Here is a 19,872-nt window from a genome sequence, read left to right on the forward strand (position 1 = left end):
GCCGACCGGTCGACGCGCCGCCCGTGCCGCCGCCGCGCAGGCGCCCGCGGCCCCGGCGGTGGACCAGCCGCAGCAGCCCCCGGCCGCCGCCGCGCAGCCCGCCGCGGAGGCCGCGTCCGTCGGCATCCGCCCCGTGGTCCCGGCCCAGCCGGCCCCGGAGCCCGTCGCCTCGCGGGTGGTGCACCACCAGGCGCAGCCGTCCCCGTTCCTGGTCACCCTCGACACCGGCCAGGTCATGTCCGTCACCGGTCCCGGGCTGATCGGCCGCGCCCCGCGCCCGGCCGCCGGCGAGCGCTGCGACCACGTCATCGTGGTGGACGACCCGGAGCGCAGCGTCTCGCGCACGCACGCGCGCTTCGGGATCGACAACGGCACCTTCTGGGTCTCCGACGCCGGCTCCGGCAACGGGACGACGCTGCGGCTGCCCGGCGGGCGGGTCGTGCCGGTGCCGGCGGACCAGCGGGTGCTGGTCCCGTCGGGGTCGACGATCCAGGTGGGCGACCGCGGGGTGCGGATCGACGCGCCGGGGGCGGCGCGGGGCTGAGCTCCGCGTCGCGGAGATCAGGGGGGGACCTATCGGCTCGCTCGACGTCGGCCGCGGGCACCGGCACCGACGCGTTCGTGCTCTCGGATCAAACACCTCGACGTGCCTGGTCGCGTGCGGTTCTGCTCTCTGCCTGCGGCGCGGACCGAATCGGGCGCATCGCGTGCCGGCGGTCAGGCCCCGGGCGGCCGTGCCCCACGCCGTCGGCCGAGAACGACCGCGGTTGCCGTGCCGGCTACCAGGAGGATGCCGACCGCGCCCGCCACGAGTGCGCCCGCCGGGATCCCGGAGCCGGGCATCGGCGTGGCGGTGTCGGCCGCCGCGTCACCGTCGGCTGCTTCGCCGGCGGGCTCGCCGGCCGGCGTCGCGGTCGGCTCGTCTCCGCCGACGACATCGGCGATCAGGGGCAGGGTGCCGTCGTCTCGCAGGAGAGGGTTCTCGTCCGGGTACGTGGTCGGGTCGACCGACAGGAGCCCTCGAGGGCTGACGGTGCCGTAGCCCCACTCCATGTCGCGGGCCGGTGTCTCCTTCACCTCGGCGTCGGTGGTGTGGATCAACGCCTGGATGATCTGGCCGTCTGTCGCGTCCGGGTAGATCGACCAGAGCAGGGCGAGTGCTCCCGCGGTGTACGCGGTGGCGTTCGACGACCCCGTCGTGGTCCCGTACGTGCTCCAGTCGTCGCGCATCGCGCGGATCTTCGCCCCGGGGGCGACGGCGGCCAGCGACGGCCCGACCGGACTGCCCTCGGCCAGGGTGACGTCTGAGGTGACGGTCCCCACGGTCACGACACCATTCGCGATGGCGGGCATCCCCGTCAGGGCTCCGTCGTTGCCTCCAGCGGCGACCACGATGACACCTGCGCGCAGCGCTTCGGCGACGCCGTCCATCGTGAACCGCCCGGCCCCGGGCACGGCGATGATGTCCGCGCCGTCGGCGATGGCGTCACGGATGGCGTCGTCCTGTTCGTTCTCCTGCCCTGCGGGCGTCTCGCACGGTAGGTCGCCGTAACGGACCGCGTAGGTCCTGACGGTCGCTCCGGGAGCGACGCCCGGGATGCCGGCAGCGCCCCCGGCGCCCGCGTCGGTGCCCACGATCATCGTGGCGATCGACGTGGTGTGCTTCGCCACGGCCTCGACCGAGGTGGCGGGGTACGCCTCTCCGCCCTCTTCGGCGGCGCAGTACGACGGCTCGTGCGGTTGGACGTCGGCGCCCGCGAGGTCGGCGACCTCCAGGTTCACCGCCTCGTCGAGCACCGCGATGGTGACGCCGGCGCCGGTCGTGCGCTGGTGGAGCTCGGCGAGGCCCGTCGCCTCGTAGAACCAGCGCCCGTCGTCCGCGCCCGGGACCGCTGCGGCGGCCTGGCCCTGACCGAGCACCGTCGCGGCGGCGGCAGCAGCCACGGCTGTCGCAACTGTGAACGCGGGCCGACGGCAGCGACGACGCGCGCGGCCGGTGGTGCGGCTCACGCCGCCGCCCGCCGGCCGCGCGCCGGACTCACCAGTCGTCCTGGTCGTCGTCCACGACGCCGGACACCGGGGCTGCGGACCGGAGCGAGTCGCGCCCGCCGGCCCGGGCGGCCGCGCCCAGGTCGGGACGCTCGGCGCCCTCCTCGACGTCGATGTCTGGGGCGAGCAGCCCGCCGGAGCCGCGGCGCTTGGAGCCCTTGGCGGCTCCCGCACCGCCGCCGCCGCCCATCGGGGCGCCCATCATGCCGCCCGCGCGGGCACCGGACGCGCCGGCGCCCGCGGCGCCGGCCTGCGAGCCCTGGACGAGGGCGGAGGTCGAGCCGGACAGGCCGGAGCCGGACGTGCCTGCACCGACCGTCCCGAGCGGGACGCCCGTCGCAGCGCCGAGGCCGCCGACGCTACCCGCGCCGCCGAGCCCACCGACTCCGCCCATGCCACCGGCGCCGCCGGCGGCGAGCCGGTTGAGGCCCGCGCCGCCGAGTGCCGCGCCCCCGATGGTCAGGCCGCCCGCGAGACCGCCTGCGCCGAGGCCGGCGAGGCTGTTCGCGCCACCGCTGCCCGACGAGCCGGAGCCGCCGAGGAACGCGCCGCCGCCCGTGCCGGAGCCGCCCGGGATGGTGCCGCCGACGAGGCCGTCGGATGAGGTGCCGTCGCCGGAGCCGGGGACATGGCCGCCGCCGAGGCCGCTGCCGCCGCCGGTCGAGCCGCCGCCGGTGAAGATCGGGTCGGAGCTGACGTTGCCGCCGGAGCTGCTACCGCCGGAACCACCTGAGCCGGTCGCGACGCCGCCGGTCGACCCGCCGCTGGGCGTCCACGACGACCCGACGAGTCCCGCGCTGCCGCCGGAGCCGGGGGAGTAGGCGTTGACGCCCTGGCTGGTGCCGCCGGACGAGCCGCCGGACCAGCCGCCCGACACGCCGGGACCCCCCGTACCCGTCCCGCCACCGGGCGAGGTGGTCCCGGTCCCGGGATCGAAGTCGCTCCGAGAGCTGTCCGCGGGAGGGACGAGAGCGATCGAACCCATGGCGGTGTTCAGCTCGTTCAGCGCCTGGGCCGCCTTGTCCTCGCGGGCGCGTTCGCGCTGCTGCGACAGGATCTCGCCGGCGACCACCCCGGTCACCGGGCCGATGCCAGGAAGCGCGACGGTGGTGGCGGCGGTCAGACCAGCACGCTCGGCGAACGAGAGCTCGCCGGCAGGGAGGTCGGCGTAGGCAGCCTTCGCGGCGACGATCGCGTTCGTCGCCCGCGCTCCGGCCTGGGCGATGGTCGTCAGGTAGTCGGCCACGCCGGCGACCTCTCGCGCGAGCGCTGCGAAGCGCTCGCCCGCGGCGTCGGCGCTCGCGCCCTCGATGCCGGTGTCACCTCCGACGGTACGGAGCGTTCCGACGGTCGGCTCGATGCTCGACGAGTAGGACGAGAGCTGACGGACCGAGCTGTCCATCACGCCGACGTTCGCGTCGCGGGCCCGGCCGAGCTGCTCGGCGTGATCACCCATGATTCCCCCTTGCATAGGTCGGCGGTGCTTCGTGCTGGTCGATCTCGTGGGACGTTCTCCGACGACGCTGCAGCAGAGCGAAGGCCACCGCACCGATCGCGCCCACCAGCAGGGCCGCGGCGCCCAGGATCAGCGGCAGTGCCGAACCTGACGCGGGATCGTCCTGCTCCGGCGCGACGGCCGGCTCCTCGGTCGCGGAGTCCGCTGGTTCGCCCTCCGCTCCGGCGCCTGCGTCGTCAGAGGTGCCCAGGATCTGCTCGACGGTGGGCAGCAGGTCGGGCTCGTCGGAGACGAACGGGTTCTCGTCGGGGAAGGTGGTGGGGTCGACCGTCAGGAGCACGCGGGTGTTGACGATCCCGTAGCCCCAGTTCGGATCGTGCTGCCATGCGTCCTTCACCTCGCCGTCGGTGGTCCGCACGAGTGCCTGCAGGATCTGACCGTCGGTGGCGTCAGGGTGGAGCGACCACAGCAGGGCCAACGCCCCAGCGGTGTAGGCGGCGGCGTTGGACGAACCGGTCGTGGTGCCGTAGCTGTCCCACGTCGGTGACAGTGCGCGGATGTGAGCGCCGGGTGCGACGACACCGAGCCGAGGCCCGTACACGCTCCCCTCGTCCAGCGTCATGTCCGACGTGATGGTCCCGGTCGCCACGACGCCGTTCAGCGTGGCCGGGAAGCCGGTCACGATCGTCCCGTCGTTGCCCGCCGAACCGACCACGATGGCGCCCGCGCGCTGCGCCTCAGCCACCACGTCGGCCGACATCTGCTGGGTGCCGGGCACGAGGATGATGTCGGCGCCGTCGCCGAGCGCGTCTCGCACGGCGTCGTCCGCCAGGTCCTCCTGGCCGGCCGGCGTCTCGCACGGCTGTCCCTCGACGTACACCGCGTAGGTGCGGAGGGTGACGCCGGGAGCGATGCCGGGGATCCCGGGCTGTCCCGAGAGCCCTGCATCCGTGCCGACGAGCATCGTGGCGATCGACGTCGCGTGCTGGGCATCGGCGTCCGTCGACGTGGCCGGGTAAGGCTGCCCACCGGTCTCCGCCGCGCAGTACGACGGCTCGTGCGGCTGCACGTCAGCGCCTGTGAGGTCGGCGACTGCGGAGTTGACCCGTCCGTCGAGAACGGCGACGGTGATGCCGTCGCCGGTGGTGCTCTGGTGGATGTCGGCCATGCCGGTGGCCTCGTAGTACCACCGGCCGTCGTCGGCGCCCGCGACCGCGGCCAGGGCAGACCCGCCCGCGGCGACCACGGTCGTCGCGGCCACGAGGAGCGTGAGCGCGGCTCGACTCCCCAGGCCCGCGGTGGCCTCTCGCTCACAGCGCATCAGAAGGCGGTCCCCGCCCGGCGTCCCGAGACCACGGGAGCGGGAGCCGGCGTCGCGTCGAGGCGCTCTGCCAGCAGGCGCAGCTGCTCCTCGACCGCTGCATCCTGCTGCTCCAGGGAGAGAGCGCTGTCGGCGAGGGCCTGCCGGCACCGGTCGATCGTGTCCCGGATGTCGTTCAGTCGTGTCTCGACGTCCTGGAGCGCAGCGCGGTAGCGCGTCGCGAACTCCTGGACGCTCGGGATGTCCGGCCACACGTCACCGGTCTGGTTCCCGCGCAGGGATTCGATCTGCCCCTTCAGCCGGTCCGTGTCGTCGAACAGCGTCACGAGCTGCCCCAGCCGGGCCTGCAGGACCTGGGTCCTGACCTCGACGTCGCCTGCCACGTCCGTCCTCCGCAAGAAGTCTCGTCCGCGTCGCCCCCTGCGACGCGATGGCCGCGCGGTCGCGCCGCTGCCGTCGTGGGTGACGGCGGGCGCGACCGCGCGGGTCGTGCTGGGTCGGCCCCGCGCTCAGGCGCCGGGGCCGGGGTGGTTCACCAGCGGGCGGCGTTGGCCCGCTCGGTGGACTGGTACTCCTCACCGGAGGTCGACACCGCGCGGCCGACGTCGGCCAGCAGCGCCTTCATGTCCGTCAGCGCGGCCTCCCACTTCGCCTTGGCGGCGGTGTAGGCGGTCGACGCCTCGCCGGACCAGTTGGCCCGCAGCGGCTGCAGGGAGCGGTCGAGGTCCGCCAGGCGGGACTCGATGTTGCTCGCGCTCGACTGGATGTCGGCGGCGGCGGTGGACAGGCCACCGAAGTTGACCTTGAGGTCAGCCATCGTCTCGTCCTCTCCCGGTCAGCCCAGCCGGCCCTGAAGGCGGCTGAAGGTGGACTGCTGCGACTCGTCCGACGCGGTGTACGTCGACTGCGAGGTGAGCAGGTTGGCCTCGAACTCGTTGAGCGCGGACACGATCTTGTTCGCGTCCTCGCGCCACCGGGCCATCAGCGCGTTGAACGCGACGGCGCCCTGGCCCTGCCAGTGCGACCCGATGCCGGACAGCTTGCCCTCGAGAGCGCTCAGCTCGCGCTGCAGCTCCCCACGGCTCTGGACCACGGCGTCGGCGCCCTGCTTGAGCGCGCCGTCTGCTGCGGAGACCTCTGCTGCCATGTCACCTCCCCCTACACGGCCCGGTGGGCCTGCCTGACGTGCACCCCTGCGGCGCCGCCTGTGCCCGAGCTCACTCGACCCCGGAACCGCGACGAGGCTATCCGACAGGTCGCGGACACGTCAGGTGGGATCACCCGCCCTGTGGACAACCACGCTGACTGGTGTCACGGATCACCCGTTCGGCCCAGTCATCCGGCGTGTTCTGTCACCCGTCGTCCGATTTGCCGGGCGCTTCGCCCTCCGCGCGGGGGACGGCCGTCCGGGCGCCGGGCCCCCGAGTCCACCCGGACGGCCGCGCCCACCCGTGCGCCCCGCGGGCGGGATCGGCTGCCGTCGCTATGCTGACCGCCGACCTGCCCAGGGAGTACAGGGGACCCGATGACAGACGCACCCGCCAGCACGACGTCCGTGGGGACGCTCGTGCGGGTGTCGGTGACCGCCGGGGACCGCCGCCTCGACCTCGGCATCCCGGGGGCCGTGCCGATGGCCGAGGTCGTCCCCGGCCTGGCCCGCGCGCTCGGCCTGCTGGACGCCGCCACCGCGCACGGCGGCTACCGCCTGGTGCGGGCCGACGGCACGCCGATCGACTCCGCGCGCAGCCTGCTCGCCGAGGGCGTCGAGGACGGCGCCGTGCTCACGCTGGAGTCCGGCGCGCGCCGCGAGGCGGAGCGGATCTACGACGACGTCGTGGAGGCCGTCGCCGACGCGGTGGAGAACCAGTACGCCCCGTGGACGCCGCGCGACTCCGCGCTGAGCGCCGCGTGGGCGGCCGGCGCGCTGCTGCTCGCCGGGGCCGCGCTGCTGCTCGGCGCCGACCGGTCTTCCCTCGTCCCGCCGGTCGTCGCCGCGCTCGCGGCGCTGCTCGCACTCGTCGCGGGCGCCGTCGTCGGGCGCGTGGGCACCGAGCCCGCCGCCGGCCGGGTGCTCGTGCTCACCGCGCCGGTGCTGGCCGCGGTCGCCGGGCTGACCGCGACCTCCGCCCCGCCGTCCTGGGGCTGGCCCGCCGCGCTGGCCGGGACCGGGGTGCTGGTCGCGGGCCTGCTGGGCATGCCCGCCCTGGTCGACCGTCGCGAGCTGAGCGCCGCGCCGCTGGCCGGCGGCCTCGCGCTCGCCGTGGCCGGGACCGCGATCTCCCTGACCGACGCCCGCCCGGGCGAGGTGCTCGCCGTCGTGGTGGCCGTCGTCGCCACGGCCAGCATCGGCGTCCCGTGGCTCGCGCTGTCGAGCACGCCGCTGCGCGTGGTGTCGCCGCGCAACGACGCCGAGATCCTCGCCGACCCGCCCGCGGTGCAGTCGGCCCGCGTGCGGGCGCAGCTCGCCGCCGGCCACCGCATCCAGGTGGCGCTGCGGGTCGCGATCGGGGTGCTCGCCCTGGTGTCGGCGCCCGCGGTGGTCGCGACCGGCGTCGCCGGGACCGTGCTGCTCGTGCTCGCCGCGGCGGGCCTGCTGCTCGCGACGCGGCAGACCTACTCGCGGCTCGACGTGCTGCTCACCGTCGGGCTGTCCGTGGCGCTGCTCGTCGTCGTCGCGGTCGTGGCCGCCGCGCAGCACCCGGGCTGGCGCCCGGCGCTCGTGGGCGTCGCCGGCGCAGCCGCCGCGGTCGTCGTCGGCCTCGGCCTGGTCGCCCCGCGCCGCCGGGTCGGCCTGGCGCGGCTCGGCGACTTCCTGGAGATCGCCTGCCTGGCCCTGCTGCTGCCGCTCGGCGTCGTCGCGGCGGGCCTGGTCTGACCCGTGGCGTCCAAGCGCGACCTCGTCGAGGCCCAGACCTACAGCCGTCGGCGGCTGCTCACGGCGTTCACCAGCGGCGCACCCGGCGGGCGGGAGCTCGAGCCCACCAAGCCGCTGCGTGGCGTCGTCGCGGGCGTCTCGCTCTCGGTGCTGCTGGTGCTCGGCAGCCTGGGCTTCGGCCTGCTCAGCCCGACGCTCCCGGACGGCTGGGACGACCAGTCGCTGATCATCGTCGAGGGCGACGGCAGCCGGTACGTCGGGATCCAGGGCACGCTGCACCCGGTGCTCAACGTGACGAGCGCGCGCCTCGTCCTCGACTCCGGCTCGTTCCACGTGGTCGACGTCAGCGAGGACGACATCACGGACGCGCCGCGCGGCGCCACCATCGGCATCGCAGGCGCCCCGGACGAGCTCCCGCTGGCGAGCCGGCTCGCCGCGACGGGCTGGGAGGCGTGCGTCGCGCCCGACGGCGGCACCGCGCTGACCATCGACCCCGACGCCCCCGCCCCGGTCGCGGACCCCGGTGCCGGTGCGCTCGTGCAGGCGGCCGGGACGCTGTACCTCGTGTCCGACGGCACCCGGCACCGCATCCCCGCGGGCGACGAGGCCTCGGTGCTCCGCGCGCTGGGCCTGGACACCGCCACGCCGCTCGCCGCCGGCGCCGACTGGCTCAACCTGGTGCCGGTCGGCTCGGACCTCGCGCCGCTCACGGTCGACGGCGCGGGGGACGCGGCGCTGCCCGAGGGCGGGCTGCCGATCGACACCCGGGTCGGCACGCTGGTCGAGGTCACCGGGGTCGGCGACGGCGCGCGGCGGTACGTCGTCGACGCGCGGGGCGAGCTCGCGCCGCTGTCCGACCTCGCGTACCCGCTGTACCTGCTCGGCGCCGGCGAGCTCGCCGCGCAGCCGCTCGAGGTCACCGCCGCGGAGATCGCCGCCGTGCGGACCTCGGCGACGCCGGTGGCGCCTGCGGACCTGCCGGCCGTGGTGCCGACCCTGCCGGCCGCCGGGTCGACCGCCTGCGTCGTGCTCACCACCGGCGACGCCGAGCGGGTCGACCTGGTCGTGCGCGACGGGGCCGAGGTCGCCGCGGGGGTGCGGGTGGCCCCGGGGTCGGGCGCCCTGGTGCGCGCGCAGACGACCGACGGTGCGGCCGCGACCGTGCGGCTGGTGGACGGCTCGGGCCGCGCGTACCCCGTGCCGGACGCGGGCGACGAGGTGCTGGCCCGGCTCGGCTACGCGCCGGACGACGTGACCCGGGTGCCCCCGGCGTGGGCCGACCTGCTGCCCGCCGGGCCGGACCTGACCGTCGAGGCGGCCGCGACCGAGGTCTCGGGCGGCACCGCGGCGTCAGGCCTCGGCGCGACGACGGGCTCGACGGGCGCGAGCACCGAGGCGCCGTGACGCCCCGACCCGCGCGGGGCGGGCGGCCGGTCCTCGCCGGCCTGGCCGCCGCGCTCCTGCTGACCGGCCCCGGTGTCGGCGCCGCGCTCGCTGCGGCCCCGACGCCCGCGCGGCTGCCCGCCGCCACGACCACGCAGTGCACCCAGGAGAAGACCCAGTACGTCGCCGAGGCCCCGCCCGCCCTGGCCCGCCTGGCCGCCGAGCGCGCCTGGCAGTCCGCCACCGGCGACGGCGTCCTGGTCGCCGTCGTCGACTCCGGCGTGGACCCGGGCAACGCCCACCTGACCGACGCCGTGGTCCCCGGGGTCGACCTGGTCGGCGCGGCGGGCGACCCGGCCGGGCGCACGGACACCGCCGGCCACGGCACGGCGGTCGCGGGCCAGATCGCGGCCCGGGCGCTGCCGGACCTCGACTCGGGCGTCGTCGGCCTCGCGCCCGCCGCCACGATCCTGCCGGTGCGGGTCTACTACGCAGACGACGACCAGGCCCGCGAGCAGGGCGTCGCCCCCGACGCCGGCCGGATGGCCGCGGGCATCGACGCCGCCGTCGCCGCGGGGGCCCGGGTCGTCAACGTCTCGATGAGCACGCCGAACGACACCCCGGCGCTGGCCGACGCCGTCCGGCGGGCGACCGCGGCCGGGTCGCTGGTGGTCGCCAGCGCCGGCAACCGGAACACCAGCAGCGACGAGACCGACGGCCCGCGGTACCCGGCCGCGTACGACGGCGTGCTGTCGGTGACGGCCGTCGACGTCGACGACCGGCCCGCGGGCGACGCGATCCACGGCGAGCACGTCGACGTCGCCGCGCCCGGCACCAACGTGCTCACGACCTTCCACGCGGCCGGCGACTGCATGCTGTCCGGCGAGGGCACCTCCACCAGCTTCGCCACCGCCTACGTCAGCGCCGCCGCGGCGCTGCTCGCCGAGCGGTACCCCGAGGAGACGCCCGCGCAGTGGGCCTACCGGCTCGAGGTCACCGCGGCCCGCGCGCAGCCGGCCGAGCGGGACGACCTGGTCGGCTGGGGCGTCGTGCGGCCGGACGCGGCCCTGGCGTTCGTCGACGACGGCACGGCGCCCGGGCCGGTCAGCCCGGTGCACGGGCGCCCCGACGCGCAGGCGGCCGACGTGCGGACCGTCGACGTGTCGCCGCGGGAGGACCCGCTGGCGGGCGCGCGCGCCGGAGCCGTGTGGTGGGGGATCGGCGGGACCGCCGTGGTGCTGCTCGCGGCGCTGGGGGCGCGGGTGGCGGGACGGCGCCGGAGGAGCTGACGGTCGTCGCGCGGGCCGGCCGCGTCAGGACGCGGCTGCGGGCGCGGGTGCCGCGGCCGCCGCACGCAGGCGCTGCGCGCGCTGGGTCCGCACCCCGTCGACGGTGAGCAGCACGAGCGCCACCCACACGAGCCCGAAGCCCCACCACCGTGCCGGCGGCATCGTCTCGTGCAGCACCAGCACGCCGATGATCAGCTGCAGCACCGGCGCGAGGTACTGCAGGCTGCCGACGACGCTCAGCGGCAGCCGGCGCGCCGACTCCCCGAACAGCAGCAGCGGCAGCGCCGTCGCGATGCCCGTCCCGGCCAGCGCGAGCGCGTGCCACACCCCGGTGGCGGCGAAGGTCGACCCGCCGGACGCCCCGAGCCAGATCAGGTACCCGGCGGACACCGGCGCGAGCACCAGCGTCTCCGCGGCGAGCCCGGGCGCGGCGGCGACGCTGCGGCCGACGCGGTTCTTCAGCAGGCCGTAGACGCCGAACGACCCGGCGAGCGTGAGCGCCACCCACGGCAGCCGCCCGAGCCCGACCGTGATGACGACGACCGCGGCCACGCCGAACCCGAGCGCCACCCACTGCGTCCGCCGCAGGCGCTCACGCAGCACGACGACCGCGAGCAGCACGGTGACCAGCGGGTTGATGAAGTAGCCGAGCGCGGCGTCGACCACGTGCCCGCCGAGCGCGGCGAACACGAACGTCAGCCAGTTCACGGCCAGCAGCACGCTCGCGGCCGCGACCAGCGCCATCGTCCGGCGCGAACGGAGCACGACGCCGAGCGCGCGCCAGGTGCGGGTGGCCGACAGCACGACGGCGCAGAAGATCAGGGACCAGAGCACGCGGTGGGCGACGACCTCGACGGCGCCCGTCGGCTTCAGCAGCTCGAAGTACAGCGGCAGGACGCCCCACAGCAGGTACGCGCCGACGCCGGCGACGAGGCCGCGGGGGTCCAGGGCGCCGGTGGTCGCGGGGGCCGCGGCGGTCGTGGTCGGGCCGGCGGGGGCGGACGGGGAGGGCGTGCTCACGACCCGACGCTAGCGCCGCCCACCCACGCGCCCGGGCGCCGTCCACGCCCCCGCGGGCAGAACGGCGGGAAGTCGGGGCAGATCGGCAGAGGTTAGGTCGTCCTACACTGGTCGGCGGACCCCATGAAGGAAGGCACCTGCGTGACCTCGAACCGCCCTGTCCGCGTGGCCGTCGTCGGCGCCGGCCCCGCCGGCATCTACGCCTCGGACATCCTGAGCCGCTCGGGCCTGGACGTCTCCATCGACCTCATCGAGCGGCTGCCCGCGCCGTTCGGCCTGGTGCGCTACGGCGTCGCCCCCGACCACCCGCGGATCAAGCAGATCATCGTCGCCCTGCACAAGGTGCTGGAGCGCGGTGACATCCGGCTGATCTGCAACGTCGACTACGGGGTGGACCTCAAGCTGGAGGACCTGCGCCGGCACTACGACGCCGTCATCTTCGCGACCGGCGCCATCAAGGACGCCGACCTGCCGATCCCCGGCATCGAGCTGGACGGGTCGTACGGCGCCGCCGACTTCGTGTCCTGGTACGACGGCCACCCCGACGTGCCGCGCACCTGGCCGCTCACCGCGCAGCACGTCGCGGTGCTCGGCGCCGGCAACGTGGCGCTCGACGTCGCCCGGATCCTCGCGAAGCACGCCGACGACCTGCTGCCGACCGAGGTCCCGCAGAACGTCTACGACGGCCTCAAGGCCAGCCCGGTGACGGACGTGCACGTGTTCGCGCGCCGCGGCCCGGCCCAGGCCAAGTTCTCCCCGCTGGAGCTGCGCGAGCTCGGTCACGTCCCGGACGTCGACGTCGTCGTGTACCCGGAGGACTTCGACTTCGACGAGGGCTCGATGGCCGCCATCCACTCGTCGAACCAGACCAAGCAGGTCGTCAAGACGCTCACCGACTGGACGCTGAAGGAGCCGGAGGAGCTGACGGCGAGCCGCCGCATCCACCTGCACTTCCTGCACAAGCCGGTCGAGGTGCTGGGCGAGGACGGCAAGGTCGTCGGGCTGCGGACCGAGCGCACCGCCCTGGCCGGCGACGGCTCGGTCGCGGGCACGGGGGCCACGCACGACTGGCCGGTCCAGGCCGTGTACCGCGCGGTCGGCTACTTCGGCTCGCCGCTGGTGGACGTGCCGTTCGACGAGGCCAAGGGCGTCATCGCCAACCGCGAGGGCCGGGTCGTGGACGTCGATGGCGAGCCCGTCCCCGGCGTCTACACCACGGGCTGGATCAAGCGCGGCCCGGTCGGCCTCATCGGGCACACCAAGTCCGACGCCAGCGAGACCATCCGGCACCTGGTCGAGGACGCCGGCGACGTCACGGCGGAGGGCAACCCGTTCCTGTCCGCCACCGAGCCGGAGCCCCAGGCGGTCGTCGACTTCCTCACCGCGCGCGGCGCCCGCCCGATCCACTGGGCCGGGTGGGAGCTGCTCGACGCGTACGAGCGGGCGCTCGGTGAGCCCCACGGGCGCGAGCGGGTCAAGGTCGTGCCGCGCGAGGACATGGTCCGGATCGCGCTGGCCGAGGCGGCCGGCGAGGCCTGACGGCCGCTGAGTGGGCTCGAGTGGAGCGTTCTGCCGGGACACGCCGCGCGTGTCGGGCACAACGCTCCACTCGTCTCCAGTGTCGGCCGCGGCGGCCCGGGCCCCGGGTCAGCCCGTGAAGCGGCGGAGGAACTCCTGGGTCCGGGGCTCGCGCGGGGCGCCCAGCACCTGCTCCGCCGGGCCGCGCTCGAGGATCCGGCCCTGGTGCAGGAAGCAGACCTCGTCGGCGACGTGCCGGGCGAACGCCATCTCGTGCGTGGCGACGACCATGGTCGTGCCTTCGTCCTTCAGCTCACCGAGGAGGTCCAGCACCTCGCCGACCAGCTCCGGGTCGAGCGCGCTCGTCACCTCGTCGAGCAGCATGAGGGCCGGCTGGGTCACCAGCGCCCGCGCGATCGCCACGCGCTGCTGCTGACCGCCGGAGAGCTCGTCGGGGAACGCCTGCGCCTTCGCGCCGAGCCCGACCCGCTCCAGCATCGCCGCGGCGCGCTCCCGGGCCTCCTTCTTGCCGACCTTGTGCACCAGCCTCGGCGCCAGCGTCACGTTGTCGAGGACCCGCAGGTGCGGGAACAGGTTGTACGCCTGGAACACCATGCCGATCCGCGCGCGGACCGCGTTCGCGTCGACCCGGGGGTCCGTCACCTCCTGGCCGGCGACCTCGATGACGCCGTCGTCGACCTCCTCCAGCAGGTTCACGCAGCGCAGCAGCGTCGACTTCCCGGAGCCGGAGGCGCCGATCAGCACGACGACCTTGTGCTCGGCGACGTCGAGGGACAGGTCGTCGAGGACGACGTGGTCGCCGAAGGCCTTGCGGACCCGGTCGACGCGCAGCAGCGGGGACCCGGCGGGGACGACGTCCGGGGTGGCCGGCCCGGTCATCGCATGGCTCCCGCGCCCGCGAGGCCGCTCTGCGACCCCAGCCAGCCGCCGCGCTTCGCGAGCGCGTCCGTGAACCGGGTCAACGGGATGGTCAGCAGCACGAACAGCACGCCCGCCACGACGTACGGCGTGAAGTTGGCGTAGGTCGCCGTCTGGATCTGCGCGGCGCGCACCGCGTCCACGGCGCCGAGGATCGAGATCAGGCCCGAGTCCTTCGACAGCGACACCAGGTCGTTCAGCAGCGGCGGGACCACCCGGCGCACGGCCTGGGGCAGCACGACGTGCCGGAGGGTCTGCCCGCGGGTCAGGCCGAGCGACCGCGCCGAGGCGACCTGCGACGGGTGCACCGACTCGATGCCCGCGCGGAACACCTCGGCCACGTACGCCGAGTACGTCAGCACCAGCGCCAGCCCGCCGAGCACCACCGCCGACGTCGGGATGCCCTGCAGGCGCAGGCCCGGCAGGCCGAACCCGACGAGCAGCAGCACGAGGATGAGCGGCAGGCCGCGGAACACGTCGACGTACCCGGTGGCGAGCGCGCGCAGCGGGAAGAACGCCGGCCCCCGCAGCGTCCGCGCGAGCGCCAGCAGCATCGCCACGACGACGATGATCACCGCGCACACGGCCATCACGCGGACGTTCAGCCACAGGCCCTCGAGCACCTTCGGCAGCGACGCCCAGGCGACCTCGGGGTCCAGGAACGACTGCTTGACCCGCGGCCACCCCGGCGAGCTCACCAGCCCGAGCACGGCGACGGCCGCCACCAGGACGGTGCTGACCAGGGCGACCACCGTCGAGCGGCGGGTCTGCCCGCGCCGGTAGGCGTCGCGCTCGCGCTGCCGGTCGGACGGCACCCACGCGGGGCGGGTGCCGTCCGGCGGCATCGCGGGGTCCGCGGGTCCCGCAGGCACTACTGCAGGACCGGCGCGCCGGCCGCGTCGGTGAGCCACTGCGACTCGAGGTCGGCGAGCGTGCCGTCCTCGCGCAGGGTGTCGACCGCCTCGGTCACCGGCTCGGTGAGCGACGAGCCCTTGTCGAGGACCAGGCCGAGCTGGTCGGCGCCGGCCGCGTCGTCCGCGGGCAGCTGGCCGACGAGGACACCGCCCTCGAGCTCGGCCGCGGTGATGTAGAGCGCGGTCGGCAGGTCGACGACGATCGCGTCCACCAGGCCGGCCTGCAGCGCCTGCTTCACCTGGTCGTTGTCGTTGAACACCTGGATGTCGGTGCTCGGGTCGATCGCGTCCTGCGCGACCGTGAGGCTTGTCGTGCCGACCATCGCGCCGAGCTTCGCGTCCTTCAGCTCGGCCAGCGAGGTCGCGCCCGCGACGGACGAGCCCTCCAGCGTCACGACGGCCTGCGCGGTGTCGTAGTACGACGACGAGAAGTCGAGGTTCTCCGCGCGCTCCGGGCTGATCGACACCTGGTTGATCGCGAAGTCGAACGACTTGGCACCCGGGGCGATGATCTGGTCGAACGTGACCGGGACCCACTCGACCTGGTCGGCGTCGTAGCCGAGCTGCTGCGCGACCGCGTAGGCCACCGCGGCCTCGAAGCCCTCGCCGCTGCTCGGGTCGTTGCCGACGACCCACGGCTCGTAGGCCGGGTCGGAGGTGCCGATGGTCAGCACGCCGTCGGTCAGGGTGTCGAGCGCGCCGTCGGCCGCGGCGGACGTCGACGCGGGCGCGTCACTCCCCTCGTCGACGGGCGCACAGGCCGCGAGCGCCAGCGCGCTCGCAGCGGCCAGGGCAAGGAAGCGGACGGTACGCACGGTGTCTCCTCGGGGGACGGCGGGATGTGCGGGGTCAGGGTAGGGGAACTGCCGGACGGCCTGCAGCGTTGTCTGGAGCGCGGGACGAGTTGTCGGCCGCGAGGGAGGAAGGACGCACATGGGTCACCGGCACTACAACGGCCTGAAGACGGCGCTGCTGTTCGGCGTGCTGTGGGCCGTGCTGCTCGGCATCGGCGCGTTCGTGGCGAACGGGCGGTACATCTTCCTGTTCGCGCTGGCCGGGCTCGCGATGACCGCGTACTCCTACTGGAACTCCGACAAGATCGCGATCCGCGCCATGCACGCGCGGCCGGTGTCGGAGATCGAGCAGCCCGCCATGTACCGGATCGTCCGCGAGCTCTCGACCGCCGCGCGCCAGCCCATGCCGCGGCTGTACGTGTCGCCGACCGCCGCGCCCAACGCGTTCGCCACCGGCCGCAACCCGCGCAACGCCGCCGTCTGCTGCACCGAGGGGATCCTGCAGATCCTCGACGAGCGGGAGCTCCGCGGCGTGCTCGGCCACGAGCTCATGCACGTGTACAACCGGGACATCCTCACGTCGTCGATCGCGGCGGCGGTGGCCGGCGTCATCACGTCGGTCGCGCAGTTCGCGCTGTTCTTCGGTGGCGGCAACGACCGCGACCGCGGCGGCAACCCCATCGCCGCGCTGCTCATGGTGTTCCTCGCCCCGCTCGCCGCGACGCTCATCCAGCTCGCCATCAGCCGGACCCGGGAGTACGACGCCGACGAGGACGGCGCCGCCCTCACCGGGGACCCGCTCGCGCTGGCCTCCGCGCTGCGCAAGCTCGAGCAGGGCACCGCGGCGCGCCCGCTGCCGCAGGAGCGGGACCTCGTGGACGTGTCGCACCTGATGATCGCGAACCCGTTCAAGGGCGCGGGGATCGGGCGGATGTTCGCGACGCACCCGCCGATGGCGGACCGGATCCAGCGGCTGGAGCGCATGGCGGGGTACGGCGGGGTGGAGCGGTACTGAGCGGCGCCCGCACCCGCGGCGCTCAGCACACGGGGACCTGCAGCGTGCCGTCGGCGGGAGCCGTCGTCGCGTTCAACGCCTGGAGCTGATCGGACGTGAGGTCGTTGATGGTCAGCGTCGTGTCACCGTGGTGGACCTCGACGCTCGAGAGCGCGACACCCGGTCGGCCCTGCTTGAGCAGCCCGAGCGATCGGACCAGGACGCACCCGGCATCGGCGCTCGCGGAGACCTCAATGACCCCGCTGTACCGGGAGCCGTAGCCGAACGAGTCATCGAACTCGACGTCCGTCGCCTCGACGCCGTCCAGGTCCGCGATGGCTTGAGCGATCTCCTCGTCCGGGACGCCGCCCGTGTCACCGCCGGAGGCCGTGGTGACGCATCCCGAGAGTGCCAGCGCTGCGGCCACGGCGGTCGACGCCGCGATCAGCCGGTCTCGGGTCATCGAGTCACGTCCCAGCGGGTGACCTCGGCCTGACCTGCGAAGAACGGCGACTGCAGGTCCCTCCAGCGCTGCAGGCTCGGATGAGTCGAGGCGTCGACGGCCCGCCCTGTGTCCGAGTACACGTCCGTGCCGTGCGCGGGACCGACTCCCGGCTGGACCGTCGTCTGGGCGGGTCGGTCCGACAGCGGATCCTGCACGGTGAAGTCGGAACGCGGGAGCGAGCGCTCGACCGTGACCCAGTTCGCGCGGTCGGGGTTCTCGCGGCCCTCGAGCATCGGGACGGCGTCCTGGTCGTGCTCGAGCGACAGGACCGAGACGGAGCTCGGGATGTCGAACCGCGCGATCGGCGAACCGCCGGTGACGACGCTTCGGACGTCGAACTCGGAGCGGAACGCCGGGTCCGAGGCGAGGGCGGCGGCGGTGATCCCGCCCTGGCTGTGGCCGGTGAGCATGACCGGCTCGCCGGGGCCGACGCCGGCCCTCCGCATCGCCTCCTGGACCTGGGCCTGCATGTGCGTGCTCTGCCCGGCCATGAGCCGGACGTTCGTGGTGAGGTCGACCGGGTTGTCCCCGCGCTGCGCACCCCACTCCTGGGTGCCGGGGATCTGGACGATCCACGCGGACGATCCGCCGGGCTGCGCGACGCGCACGATCTGCACCTGCCCCTCGTCCTGCCCGAGCCGGTACTGCTCGCGGAAGATGTCCGCGACGGAGCGCGGCTCGTTGCCGGCCCAGTCGCCGTCGACCTCGTCGACCCCGACCGCGCCCACGTCCTGGAACACCCCGAACAGCCCGCCGGCGTTCACCAGGCCGCCGACCGCGTCCTCGTACGTCCCGGTCGGCCACGCGCCACCCGACAGCGCGAACGGCAGCGCGAGCCCTCCGGCGGGTCCGCCGAGCAGCGTGCCGAGGCTCCACGTCGTCCCCTGGACCAGGCTCGGCGCCATGCGGGTGAGCGACTCCAGGAGCCAGGGGTTGTCGTAGAGCCCGTCCATCCCGGCCCGACCCAGCGCGGCCGGGTCGACGTCCCGGGCGAGGATCACGAGCGCGGGCCAGCCGGCCGGCCTCGCGAGCACCGCCCCCGCTCCGCCCAGCAGCACGACGCCGCCGCCGATCGCGAGGAACGGCAGCGCCGCGCCGAGCGTGAACCCCGCGGCGTTCTGCAGCGCCTCCAGCACCCGCTGCTGCGTGGCGTCGACGAGCTCGTACGTCGTCGCCGACGCCCGCAGCACCACCGCGGTGCCCTCGAGCCGGGTGCTCACCACGAGCAGCCCGTTCGCGCCGATCGTCGCGGCGGCGACCGAGCCGGCGACCGCGGCGACCTCCCCGGGGCACAGCAGGGTCGCGACGGTGACGTCCGGGTGCACCGCGACGGCCGCGACGGACCCGCTCCACCGCCGGACGTCGTCGCCCGCGGCGTCGAGCAGCCCGGCCTCGGAGCGCAGGTCCTGCAGGCGCGCCCCCATCCCGCCCGCGCCGCCGCTCACGCTGATGCTCACGCGTCGTCCTCCGTCGCCGTCGCGGTCGTGAACCGGCCGGTCAGGTCGTGCAGCAGCGCGGCCCGCACGTCCTCGCGGCTGCGCGGGGTGTGCACGACCTGGCCGTCGGCGGTGCGGGTGAGCTCGACCCAGCCGGCGTCGGTCCGGAGCACGCTCAGCGTCGAGACGTCCGTGCGGCCGCGGCTCGCGACCGACACCACGAGGCTGCCGTCGGTGCCGCGCACGGCCGCCTCGACCGCGGCCGGCGGCCCGTCGGTGCCGAGCTCGGCGCACAGCGCGTCGACGGTGGCGCCGTCGCCGGTGCGGATCGCCTGGGCGAGTGCGATCGTCAGCTCCTCCGGGACGGTCGCCGGGGCGGCCGCCACGCGGACCGGGGCGTCGGGGACGTGCCGCAGCACCTCGTCCACGAGTCGGGACACCGGGAAGGCGCTGACCTCCACCCCGGGACGCGGCGTGGTCCCGCCGAGGCCGGCGCCGGGCACGACGTCGACGCCGCGCGCCACGCCCGAGCCGGCCTGGGCGTCGGACCAGAGCACGGCCAGCAGCGCCCGCTCGCCCGCGGCGGCGGCCACCTCGACGGCGACCAGCGCGGCCGCGCCACCCTCGACCGCCGCGCGGAGCACCGGGTCCACCCCCTCGGGTGCCGCGGCGTCGCCGGCCGGCGGAGGCGGCGGTGCGACGGGCGATCCGTCCCGGTCGACCGGCAGCACCCCGGCCCACCCGGGCAGGCCGGGGACGCCGGCGCTCGCGACAGCCCAGTCCCGCTCGCCCAGGCGAGCCCGCAGCGCGCCGTCGAGCGGCGCGAGCGCGGCGGTCACCCGATCCGCCCGATGCGGTCTGCGATCCCCGACCAGTCGGGGGAGCCGGGGGAAGGCAGACCGCCGGCGACCGTGCCGAGCACGCCGTGCGCGGCCCGGCGCGCCGCCTGCTCGGCGACCGTGAGCACGTCGTCCGCCACGCCGGCGAGCCGGCCGACCGTGCGCCGGGCGTCGTCGAGCCGGTCCTCGACGAACCGCATCGCCCGCCGGATCGCCGCCTGCCGCGCCTCGAGCTCGTCGGCGAGCCGGTCGAGCGCGCCCGCGGTGCCGAGCAGCTCGTCCCGCGCGGTCGTCACGCGCCGCGCGTGCTCGGCGAGGCGCTCGCGGTACCGGTCGGCCGCGACACCGACCCACTCGACGCCCGCGCCGGCCCGCACGCGGTCACCGGTACGGGCCACGTCGTCCGCGGTCGCGCGCAGCCGTCTGGCGTGCTGCCGGATCGCCTCCGGATCTCCCCCTGCCGTCATGCCACCCGATCGAAGCAGAGGTCAGGGCCCCGCAACAGGCCCACCTGCGCCGCCTGTGGACGACCGCGGGCCC

At 75.4% G+C, this 19,872-nt stretch carries 20 protein-coding genes; 6 read left to right on the forward strand and 14 right to left on the reverse strand.

The window, feature by feature from the left end:
* Window positions 1-544 (forward strand): FHA domain-containing protein (locus J5O08_RS15590; RefSeq protein ID WP_218707821.1); only part of this gene is annotated, 544 nt, incomplete at its 5' end.
* Window positions 545-717: 173 nt separating this feature from the next.
* On the opposite strand, the gene J5O08_RS15595 is transcribed toward J5O08_RS15590, so the two are convergent.
* From J5O08_RS15595 to J5O08_RS15620, 6 genes are all read right to left on the reverse strand, one after another.
* Window positions 718-1,944: a S8 family serine peptidase gene (locus tag J5O08_RS15595; RefSeq protein ID WP_218707822.1), complete on the reverse strand. Its 1,227-nt coding sequence runs from the start codon at window positions 1,942-1,944 to the stop codon at window positions 718-720.
* 94 nt (window positions 1,945-2,038) lie between these two features.
* The gene (locus J5O08_RS15600) at window positions 2,039-3,505 is read right to left on the reverse strand and encodes a hypothetical protein (RefSeq protein ID WP_218707824.1); all 1,467 of its coding nucleotides are present in this window, start codon (window positions 3,503-3,505) and stop codon (window positions 2,039-2,041) included.
* The gene (locus tag J5O08_RS15605; protein WP_218707826.1) at window positions 3,498-4,673 is read right to left on the reverse strand and encodes a S8 family serine peptidase; all 1,176 of its coding nucleotides are present in this window, start codon (window positions 4,671-4,673) and stop codon (window positions 3,498-3,500) included. The genes J5O08_RS15600 and J5O08_RS15605 overlap by 8 nt, the downstream gene beginning before the upstream one ends.
* Window positions 4,674-4,825: 152 nt before the next feature.
* A complete protein-coding gene (locus J5O08_RS15610; RefSeq protein WP_218707829.1) occupies window positions 4,826-5,209 on the reverse strand; it encodes a hypothetical protein in 384 nt (127 codons plus the stop codon).
* A gap of 149 nt (window positions 5,210-5,358) precedes the next feature.
* On the reverse strand, window positions 5,359-5,643 hold the full coding sequence (locus J5O08_RS15615; RefSeq protein WP_147795412.1) for a WXG100 family type VII secretion target: 285 nt from the start codon (window positions 5,641-5,643) through the stop codon (window positions 5,359-5,361).
* Window positions 5,644-5,661: 18 nt separating this feature from the next.
* Entirely contained in the window at window positions 5,662-5,973 is a 312-nt protein-coding gene (locus J5O08_RS15620; protein WP_147795413.1) for a WXG100 family type VII secretion target, read from the reverse strand.
* A gap of 378 nt (window positions 5,974-6,351) precedes the next feature.
* Here J5O08_RS15620 and eccD point away from each other — a divergent pair, with 378 nt between their 5' ends.
* From eccD to J5O08_RS15635, 3 genes are read left to right on the forward strand one after another with little or no spacing between them, the layout of a single operon-like run.
* A complete protein-coding gene (gene eccD, locus J5O08_RS15625) occupies window positions 6,352-7,701 on the forward strand; it encodes a type VII secretion integral membrane protein EccD (protein ID WP_218707831.1) in 1,350 nt (449 codons plus the stop codon).
* Between the two features lie 3 nt (window positions 7,702-7,704).
* On the forward strand, window positions 7,705-9,105 hold the full coding sequence (gene eccB, locus J5O08_RS15630) for a type VII secretion protein EccB (protein ID WP_218707833.1): 1,401 nt from the start codon (window positions 7,705-7,707) through the stop codon (window positions 9,103-9,105).
* The gene (locus J5O08_RS15635) at window positions 9,102-10,373 is read left to right on the forward strand and encodes a S8 family serine peptidase (protein WP_218707835.1); all 1,272 of its coding nucleotides are present in this window, start codon (window positions 9,102-9,104) and stop codon (window positions 10,371-10,373) included. Before eccB ends, J5O08_RS15635 begins: the two co-directional genes overlap by 4 nt.
* A 24-nt stretch (window positions 10,374-10,397) precedes the next feature.
* Here the strand turns inward: J5O08_RS15635 and rarD are convergent, their stop codons facing one another.
* A complete protein-coding gene (rarD, locus tag J5O08_RS15640) occupies window positions 10,398-11,393 on the reverse strand; it encodes an EamA family transporter RarD (RefSeq protein ID WP_218707837.1) in 996 nt (331 codons plus the stop codon).
* A 123-nt stretch (window positions 11,394-11,516) separates the two neighbouring features.
* Here rarD and J5O08_RS15645 point away from each other — a divergent pair, with 123 nt between their 5' ends.
* The gene (locus tag J5O08_RS15645) at window positions 11,517-12,932 is read left to right on the forward strand and encodes an FAD-dependent oxidoreductase (RefSeq protein ID WP_218707839.1); all 1,416 of its coding nucleotides are present in this window, start codon (window positions 11,517-11,519) and stop codon (window positions 12,930-12,932) included.
* Between the two features lie 108 nt (window positions 12,933-13,040).
* Here the strand turns inward: J5O08_RS15645 and J5O08_RS15650 are convergent, their stop codons facing one another.
* From J5O08_RS15650 to J5O08_RS15660, 3 genes are read right to left on the reverse strand one after another with little or no spacing between them, the layout of a single operon-like run.
* Window positions 13,041-13,811, reverse strand: coding sequence for an amino acid ABC transporter ATP-binding protein (locus J5O08_RS15650; protein WP_304518524.1), 771 nt, complete (start codon window positions 13,809-13,811; stop codon window positions 13,041-13,043).
* The gene (locus tag J5O08_RS15655; protein WP_147797086.1) at window positions 13,808-14,695 is read right to left on the reverse strand and encodes an amino acid ABC transporter permease; all 888 of its coding nucleotides are present in this window, start codon (window positions 14,693-14,695) and stop codon (window positions 13,808-13,810) included. The genes J5O08_RS15650 and J5O08_RS15655 overlap by 4 nt, the downstream gene beginning before the upstream one ends.
* Window positions 14,696-14,721: 26 nt before the next feature.
* Window positions 14,722-15,579, reverse strand: coding sequence for a transporter substrate-binding domain-containing protein (locus J5O08_RS15660; protein WP_308281659.1), 858 nt, complete (start codon window positions 15,577-15,579; stop codon window positions 14,722-14,724).
* Between the two features lie 118 nt (window positions 15,580-15,697).
* On the opposite strand from J5O08_RS15660, the gene htpX reads away from it, so the two are divergent.
* Complete coding sequence (gene htpX, locus J5O08_RS15665; protein ID WP_147795420.1) at window positions 15,698-16,573, forward strand: zinc metalloprotease HtpX; 876 nt, start codon at window positions 15,698-15,700, stop codon at window positions 16,571-16,573.
* 22 nt (window positions 16,574-16,595) lie between these two features.
* On the opposite strand, the gene J5O08_RS15670 is transcribed toward htpX, so the two are convergent.
* Genes J5O08_RS15670 through J5O08_RS15685 form a run of 4 tightly spaced genes read right to left on the reverse strand, consistent with a single transcriptional unit; the run spans window position 16,596 to window position 19,799 of the window.
* Complete coding sequence (locus J5O08_RS15670; RefSeq protein ID WP_218707843.1) at window positions 16,596-17,015, reverse strand: hypothetical protein; 420 nt, start codon at window positions 17,013-17,015, stop codon at window positions 16,596-16,598.
* Entirely contained in the window at window positions 17,012-18,514 is a 1,503-nt protein-coding gene (locus tag J5O08_RS15675; RefSeq protein WP_218707845.1) for a GPI inositol-deacylase, read from the reverse strand. Before J5O08_RS15675 ends, J5O08_RS15670 begins: the two co-directional genes overlap by 4 nt.
* Window positions 18,511-19,332, reverse strand: coding sequence for a hypothetical protein (locus J5O08_RS15680; protein ID WP_218707847.1), 822 nt, complete (start codon window positions 19,330-19,332; stop codon window positions 18,511-18,513). Before J5O08_RS15680 ends, J5O08_RS15675 begins: the two co-directional genes overlap by 4 nt.
* Window positions 19,329-19,799 carry a WXG100 family type VII secretion target gene (locus J5O08_RS15685; protein ID WP_218707849.1) on the reverse strand — a complete coding sequence of 157 codons (471 nt, stop codon included), beginning with the start codon at window positions 19,797-19,799 and terminating at the stop codon, window positions 19,329-19,331. The genes J5O08_RS15680 and J5O08_RS15685 overlap by 4 nt, the downstream gene beginning before the upstream one ends.
* Window positions 19,800-19,872: the final 73 nt, after the last annotated feature.

It is taken from the genome of Cellulomonas sp. PS-H5 (genome assembly GCF_019265565.1).
Lineage (GTDB): Bacteria > Actinomycetota > Actinomycetes > Actinomycetales > Cellulomonadaceae > Cellulomonas.